Raw genomic sequence first — 6,484 nt, 5'->3', positions numbered from 1 at the left:
CTGCCCTGCGGATCGTAGGATGCGGTCTTGCTCAAGGGATCAAGCGTCGCCCCGGTGAATCGGGTGTCGAGCGTGCCGGTGGTTTCGCTCTTGTCGGCGAGCAGCTCCTTTTGCAGCGCGCCATATTCGATGCGCAAATTGGTCTTGAGCAGATAGTCGACCGGGAGGCCGGTATATCCGTGGAGCCTGGCCGCCATCGACTGTCGTTCGGCATCGGGCAGGTTATTGCCCTTGAGCAGCGCGATCGCATAGTCGCCGGTCGCAAAGGCCTCGACCTCTTTCAAAAACGGCGCGAGCTCGCGTCCCGCGCCCGCGCGCTTGTGATACCAGGCGGTCGCGGCATAGGTCGGCAGCGAGACGATATAGGGAAGGTCCACCCCCGGATTGACTTGCGGATCGTCGGGAACGAGATCCCAGTTCAAAATGTCCGAAAGCAGGATCACACCGTTGAGGTCGATGTCCTGCCGTTGCAGCGCCAGCGTCATCCCCGCGGCGCGCATCGTCCCATAGCTTTCGCCGTAAAGATATTTGGGCGATTTCCAGCGGCCGTATTTCGACAGGAAATCGCGGACGAAGACCGTGAAGGCGTGGATATCCTGATCGACGCCGAACCATGCCTTTTCCTTGTCCTTGCCGGCGACGCGGCTGAAGCCGGTGCCGGGGGCATCGATAAAGACGAGGTCGGAGACATCGAGCAGGCTGTGCTCGTTGGGAACGGTGCGATAGGGCGCGCTGCCATGAGCAAGATCGGGGGTTTCGACGCGCTGGGGGCCATAGGCGCCCATGTGGAGCCACAAGGTCGGCGATCCGGGCCCGCCGTTGAACAGAAAGGTGATCGGCCGCGTTTCGGCGGGCGCGCCCTCCTTGAAATAGGCCGTGTAAAACATCGAGGCTTCGGACGCCGGAACCTCGGCGGCTGCATCCTTGTCGCTCTTGCGTTCGATGGCGACGGTGTCGTCCCAGCCCCTGGGGTGGACGATCAGCGTGCCCGCGACGGCGCGATAGGGGATGGCGACGCCGCCGACCATCACCGAACCGCGGCTTTCGACCTCGGTGGGGGTGAACATCGGTTCGTCGGGGGCGGGACTCTCGGCGGCTGCGCGCGGTTCGCGCGACTGCGCCGTGGTACAGCCGGCGAGGGTGAGCGCGAGCGCGGCGGCGGCCATGAATTTCATACGGTCGATCTCTGCATTAGGTCGTCATTGCGAGCGGAGCGAAGCAATCCAGGGTGATTTGCACTACTCTCGATTGCCACGTGGCTCCGCCGCTCGCAATGACGAGAAGGGCCTATCGGAAAGTCGCCTGCCCCGCGCCGTCGATGTTGAGTTTCTGACCCGAGCAATAGGGGTTGGCATCGCTGACGAACCAGAGCACCGCCGCAGCGACGTCGGAGGGATCGGACACGCGGCCGAAGGGGAATTTGGCGTCGAGATGGTGAATGTCCGGATTACCCGTGATCGCCTGCGCCAGACGTTCGCCCATGTCGCTGATCGTCAGGCCCGGAGCGACAATATTGACGCGCACGCCGTTCCGCAGTTCTTCCTTGGCAAGCGCGAGGGCGAGCGCTTCGCCCGCGACCTTGGCCATGGTGTAGGGCGCGCTGTTGGCGCTGTGCTGGAGCGTGGCGACGCTGGAAATGACGATCACGTCGCTGCGCGCATGCTGGCGAAGCTGCGGCAGCGCGAGGCGGCTCAGCCGGTGCGCGCCGACCGCGTGGACGGCAAGGAGTTTTTCGACCTCGGCGGCGTCGGTGTCGGCGACCGTCCGGCCGCGGCTGGCGATGCCGGCATTGTTGATCAGGATCGACATCGGCCCGAAATCATCCTCGATCGCGGCGACCATCGCAGCGCTCGCCGCCTCGTCGGTGACCGACGCCTGATAGGCCTTGGCCCGGCGGCCGAGCGCCTGGATCGCCGCGACGGTTTCGGCGGCGGCGTCCGCGTCGCGGGTGTAGTTGACCGCAACGTCGGCGCCCGCCCCGGCGAGCGCCAGCGCGATGCCGCGTCCGATCCCCCGCGATGCCCCGGTAACGAGCGCGGTGCGACCGCCAAGGTTCATATCCGCCATCAGTTTTCCTCTCCCATAAGTTCGTTATAGATGTCGTCGTCGCTGCGGCTCGCGGCGTTGCGCCATCTGGGCGCCGCCTTGCGGTTGAGCACGCGGCCGTCGCCGTCGAGGACCGCGACGGTCGGGGTGCCCTTGATCTTGAAGCGGAAGCGCGCCGGAACCTCGGGATGCCGGACGAGGCCGGCGTGCGGCATCCCGACATCGGCGAACACGACGATATAGCGGCTCCGCACCGGGGCGAACCGATCTGTCGCGAGCAGATTGGCGAGCCACGCGCTGTCGTGGCAGGTGCCCGTCCCCATGACGAGCAGCACGTGCTTGCCCGCTGCTCTGGCGGCAGCGAGCGCGGCGTCGATGGCGGCCATCGGATCGTCGTCGGGATCGAAAGCGTCGGTCTTGTAGGGTTCGGCAAAACCGGGCATCGCGCGCGGCGCCGCTGCGGCGGAAAGAGGGGATGTCAGAGCGAGCGCGGCGGCAAGCGCGAGGGCGAAGCAGCGGGTCATCGCGCGACGGTAGCAGCGCGCGCGAAGAATCGGAATGACGTTTCCGTCAACGTAAGCTAGCCTGATCGGTATGAGCTGGAAAAAGGAAGTCGACGAGCTTTCCGCGCGGCGCGCGATGGCCGAAAAGATGGGCGGCGAAGAGAAGGTCGCGCGCCAGCACAGCCGCGGCAAGATGGACGCGCGCGCGCGGCTCGCGGCGATCGTCGATCCGGGCAGCTTTCGCGAGATCGGCAAGATCGCGGGGCGGGGGGCTTATGGCCCCGACGGCACCCTCGAAGACCTCGCCGCGTCCAATTTCATCTTCGGGCGGGCCAATATCGACGGGCGGCCGGTGGTCGCGAGTGCCGATGATTTTACCGTGCGCGGCGGCGCGGCCGATGCGGCGCTGCACCGCAAGTTCATCCAGTGCGAGGCGATGGCGCACGAATATCGCCTGCCGCTGATCCGCATGATCGACGGCACCGGTGGCGGCGGGTCGGTGAAGACGCTGGAGGATATGGGCTATACCTATATCCCGCATGTTCCGGGCTGGGACCAGATCATCGCCAATCTCGATACCGTGCCCGTCGTCGCGCTGGCGCTCGGGCCGACCGCGGGGCTGGGCGCGGCGCGCGTCGTCGCGAGCCACTACAGCATCATGGTGCGCGGCCTGTCGCAACTGTTCGCGGCCGGCCCGGCGGTCGCCGCGGCGATCGGCGACACGCTCGACCGGGAGGAGCTGGGCGGGGTCGATGTGCATACGCGCAACGGCGTCGTCGACGACGAGGTGGCGTCGGAGGCCGAGGCCTTTGCGCGGGCGCGCTGGTTCCTGTCCTACCTGCCGTCGTCGATCCACGAGCGCGCGATGCGGACGCCGTGCAGCGATCCGGTCGACCGCCGCGACGAGGCGCTGCTGTCGGTCGTTCCGCGCGAGGCAAAGCAGGTCTATTCGATGCGGCGCATCGCGGGGGCGGTGTTCGACCAGGGCAGCTTCTTCGAAATGGGCGCGCGTTGGGGGCGGGCGGTGATTACCGCCTTCGCGCGATTGGACGGTTATCCGGTCGCGGTGCTGGCGAGCGATCCCACCTATCTGGGCGGATCGTGGGACGCCAAGACGAGCGAGAAGGCCGAGCGCTTCGTGAAGCTCGCCGACCAGTTCCGGCTGCCGATCGTCCATCTGGTCGACAATCCGGGCTTCATGATCGGCGGCGAGGCCGAGCGGACGGGGACGATCCGCTATGGCGTGCAGGCGATGAATGCAATCTACCGCGCGAGCGTGCCGCTGGCGTCGGTCGTCGTGCGGCGCGCCTATGGCATCGCGGGCAGCGCGATGTCGAACGCCGAGCGCTTCCAGTACCGCTTTGCGTGGCCCTCGGGCGACTGGGGCAGCCTGCCGATCGAGGGCGGGGTCGAGGTCGCGTACAAGAGCGAGCTCGAGGCGGCGGAGGATCCAGCGGCGCATCTGGAAGCGATCCGCGAACGGCTCAACCGCGTCCGCTCGCCGTTCCGCACCGCTGAGAAATTCGGGGTCGAGGACATCATCGATCCCAGGGATACGCGGCCGCTGCTTTGCGAGTTCGCCGAGCTGGCGTGGCGGGTGCTCGATTAAGGCGTTTCAGCCCTCCAGATTCTCCCGGAATCGCCGGCTGCCGCGGAGCATCTCGCCGCTTTCCATCTCGACCTCGAAATCGCCGCTCTTGTGTGTGACGACGCGCCGGACCGCCTGTTTTCGGACGATGCGTCCGCGGTGGATGCGGACGAAGCCCGCGTGGGCCAGTTCGGCTTCGATCGCGCTCAATGTCGCGCGGTGGAGCAGGCGCTGGCCACGCCATGCGATCTCGACATAATTGCCCGCTGCGGTGACATGCTCGATCTCGGCGACCGGCAAGTGGTGCGTGACCGATCCGTCGCCGACCGCGAGCGTCGTCGGCGCGACGATTGCGACCGGCGGCATTGCGTAACGGTCGATCAGCCACTGCATCAGGAACATGAGCAGGATCAGCTCGGCATAAGTCGCCAGATCCTTGCGCAATTCATAAAAGACCGGCGTCCCGTCGGGCGATTCGAAATGATAGGTGCCACCCGATAGCCGCCACGCGAGCATGCGAAAGCCGACCATCAGCGCGATATGCGCGAGCGACACAGGAAAGGCGAGCGCGGCATGGATCGCGACCGCCGTGCGCCAGCCGAAGCGCGGTGGGCGGACGGTGCGGACGCTGAACCAGCAGACGATCATCATCAGCGCCCAGGCGAGCAGGCTGGTGCTTTCGTAAGTCCATGCGGTCGCCGCGGTCACATCGACGCCCGCCGCGCGGCGGTCGGCAAGATAGGAATAGACGTTCGAGGTGATACGGATGAGTCCGTAGGCGAGCAGCGCCCCGAAGGCGAGCAAGGTCAGCGCGCGCGGGCCGAAACCGCTCGTCCCGGTCGCGCCGCCGCTCGTCCCTCGCCCGTCCTTCTCCGTCACATCGGCTCCGCAATTCGTCCCGCCGCCGTCGCCCGGCTGCCGCCATCCCGATTAGCGGCTGCAGCGGGCCCCGGCAAAGGAGATTTGGGTATGGTGACGACACGGCATTATGGGATGGACTGGTTGCGCATCGGCGCGTTCGCGCTGCTCATCCTCTATCATATCGGGATGTATTTCGTGCCTTGGGGGTGGCATGTCAAAACGCCGCATCCGATGGACTGGGTGCAAATCCCGATGATGGCGACGAACAGTTGGCGATTGCCGCTGCTCTTCCTCGTGTCGGGTTATGCCAGCGCCGCGCTGTTCGCCAAGCTCGGCGGCGCGGGGGCATTCCTGCGGTCGCGTAGCGCACGGCTGCTGATCCCGCTCGCCTTCGGGATCATCGTCGTCATTCCGGTGCAGCCGTGGATCGAGTTGGCGACCCAGCATGGTTATGCGCATGGTTTCGGCTACTTCTGGGTCCACGACTATTTCCGCTTCGGAACGCTCGACGGGATCGTGCTGCCGACGTGGCAGCATCTGTGGTTCGTCGTCTATCTGTTCGCTTACACGCTGCTCGCGGTCGCGGCACTTGTGCTGGTGCCCGATCGGGCGCGGACCAAGATCGCCGATGGTGCGGCGCGGTTGTTTGGCGGCTGGGGGTTGCTGATTGCGCCGCTCGCCGCGTGGCTCGCCATCCTGTTCGCCTTTCCCGGCTATCGCGAGACGCACGCGCTGGTCGACGACGGGCCGAACCATCTCCATTCCCTCGTGCCCTTCTTTATCGGCTGGCTACTTCGCGAGCGGCCGGTGCTTTTCGAAAGCGTCGCGCGCTGCTGGCCGGCGGCGGCGGCGCTCGCGGTCGCCGCCTATGGCTATATCGCCTGGGCGATGTGGAGCGCGCCGGACGAAGGCCCGGCCCCGGCGGGAATCGTGACGATCTTCATGGTCGTGCGACTGGTGCAGGGCTGGGCGACGATTGTCGCGCTGGTCGGGATTGCCGACCGCTTTGCGAACCGCGACCATCCAAGGCGCGCCATGCTCGCCGAGGCGGTGTTCCCCTTTTACATCATCCATCAGACGATCATCGTCGTCGTGGGCTGGTGGCTGTTGCAGGGGCAGGTCGCGGCGTTGCCGGCCTTCCTGATCCTCGTCGCGGCGACGGTCGGGGGATGCTGGGCCTTTTATCTCGGCGGACGGCGGATCGACTGGCTGCGGCCGCTGATCGGGCTTCAGCGCCGCGCGTGACAGCGGCGCGGCTTTGTGTCAGCTTCCCTGCAAGAAAAAGGGGAGGCTGACATGCAGATCGTGAGAGGATTGGCGGCGATCGTCGGGGTCGCGATGGTGCTGATGGGCGGGCTGTGGATATTGCAGGGGCTCGACATCGTGCGCTGGCCCGCGAGCAGTTTCATGCTGGGCGACATCGTGTGGACGCGCAACGGCGCAGTCCTGGCGGTGCTGGGCGTCGTGCTGATCTGGCTGGGGCGCA

7 protein-coding genes are annotated in these 6,484 nt (G+C 66.4%); 3 read left to right on the top strand and 4 right to left on the bottom strand.

What is annotated here, in order from left to right:
• From ABS88_RS22650 to ABS88_RS22640, 3 genes are all read right to left on the bottom strand, one after another.
• Positions 1 to 1,175: S10 family peptidase (locus tag ABS88_RS22650; RefSeq protein WP_286750659.1), on the bottom strand; the 1,175-nt coding region annotated here is incomplete at its 3' end.
• Positions 1,176 to 1,287: 112 nt separating this feature from the next.
• Positions 1,288 to 2,067: an SDR family NAD(P)-dependent oxidoreductase gene (locus ABS88_RS22645; protein ID WP_003038717.1), complete on the bottom strand. Its 780-nt coding sequence runs from the start codon at positions 2,065 to 2,067 to the stop codon at positions 1,288 to 1,290.
• Entirely contained in the window at positions 2,067 to 2,570 is a 504-nt protein-coding gene (locus tag ABS88_RS22640; RefSeq protein WP_286750658.1) for a thioredoxin family protein, read from the bottom strand. The genes ABS88_RS22645 and ABS88_RS22640 overlap by 1 nt, the downstream gene beginning before the upstream one ends.
• 70 nt (positions 2,571 to 2,640) lie before the next feature.
• On the opposite strand from ABS88_RS22640, the gene ABS88_RS22635 reads away from it, so the two are divergent.
• The gene (locus ABS88_RS22635) at positions 2,641 to 4,158 is read left to right on the top strand and encodes an acyl-CoA carboxylase subunit beta (RefSeq protein WP_286750657.1); all 1,518 of its coding nucleotides are present in this window, start codon (positions 2,641 to 2,643) and stop codon (positions 4,156 to 4,158) included.
• Between the two features lie 6 nt (positions 4,159 to 4,164).
• Here ABS88_RS22635 and ABS88_RS22630 read toward each other — a convergent pair whose 3' ends face one another.
• Positions 4,165 to 5,016: a LytTR family DNA-binding domain-containing protein gene (locus tag ABS88_RS22630; RefSeq protein ID WP_286750656.1), complete on the bottom strand. Its 852-nt coding sequence runs from the start codon at positions 5,014 to 5,016 to the stop codon at positions 4,165 to 4,167.
• A gap of 90 nt (positions 5,017 to 5,106) precedes the next feature.
• Between ABS88_RS22630 and ABS88_RS22625 the strand changes: the two genes are divergently transcribed.
• Together ABS88_RS22625 and ABS88_RS22620 are read left to right on the top strand one after the other, a co-directional pair.
• Positions 5,107 to 6,243, top strand: coding sequence for an acyltransferase family protein (locus tag ABS88_RS22625; protein WP_286750655.1), 1,137 nt, complete (start codon positions 5,107 to 5,109; stop codon positions 6,241 to 6,243).
• A 51-nt stretch (positions 6,244 to 6,294) separates the two neighbouring features.
• On the top strand, positions 6,295 to 6,484 hold a 190-nt coding region (locus ABS88_RS22620; protein WP_286750654.1), incomplete at its 3' end, for a hypothetical protein.

The sequence above is a fragment of the Sphingopyxis sp. SCN 67-31 genome, from assembly GCF_001725095.1.
Note: the sequence above shows the minus strand (reverse complement) of the source record. Positions and strands in the feature narration are given on the sequence as shown.

Coding starts and splice junctions, on each gene's coding strand:
- ABS88_RS22645 (WP_003038717.1), bottom strand. CDS start 2,067: ATGGCGGATATGAACCTTGGCGGTCGCACCGCGCTCGTTACCGGGGCA.
- ABS88_RS22640 (WP_286750658.1), bottom strand. CDS start 2,570: ATGACCCGCTGCTTCGCCCTCGCGCTTGCCGCCGCGCTCGCTCTGACA.
- ABS88_RS22635 (WP_286750657.1), top strand. CDS start 2,641: ATGAGCTGGAAAAAGGAAGTCGACGAGCTTTCCGCGCGGCGCGCGATG.
- ABS88_RS22625 (WP_286750655.1), top strand. CDS start 5,107: ATGGTGACGACACGGCATTATGGGATGGACTGGTTGCGCATCGGCGCG.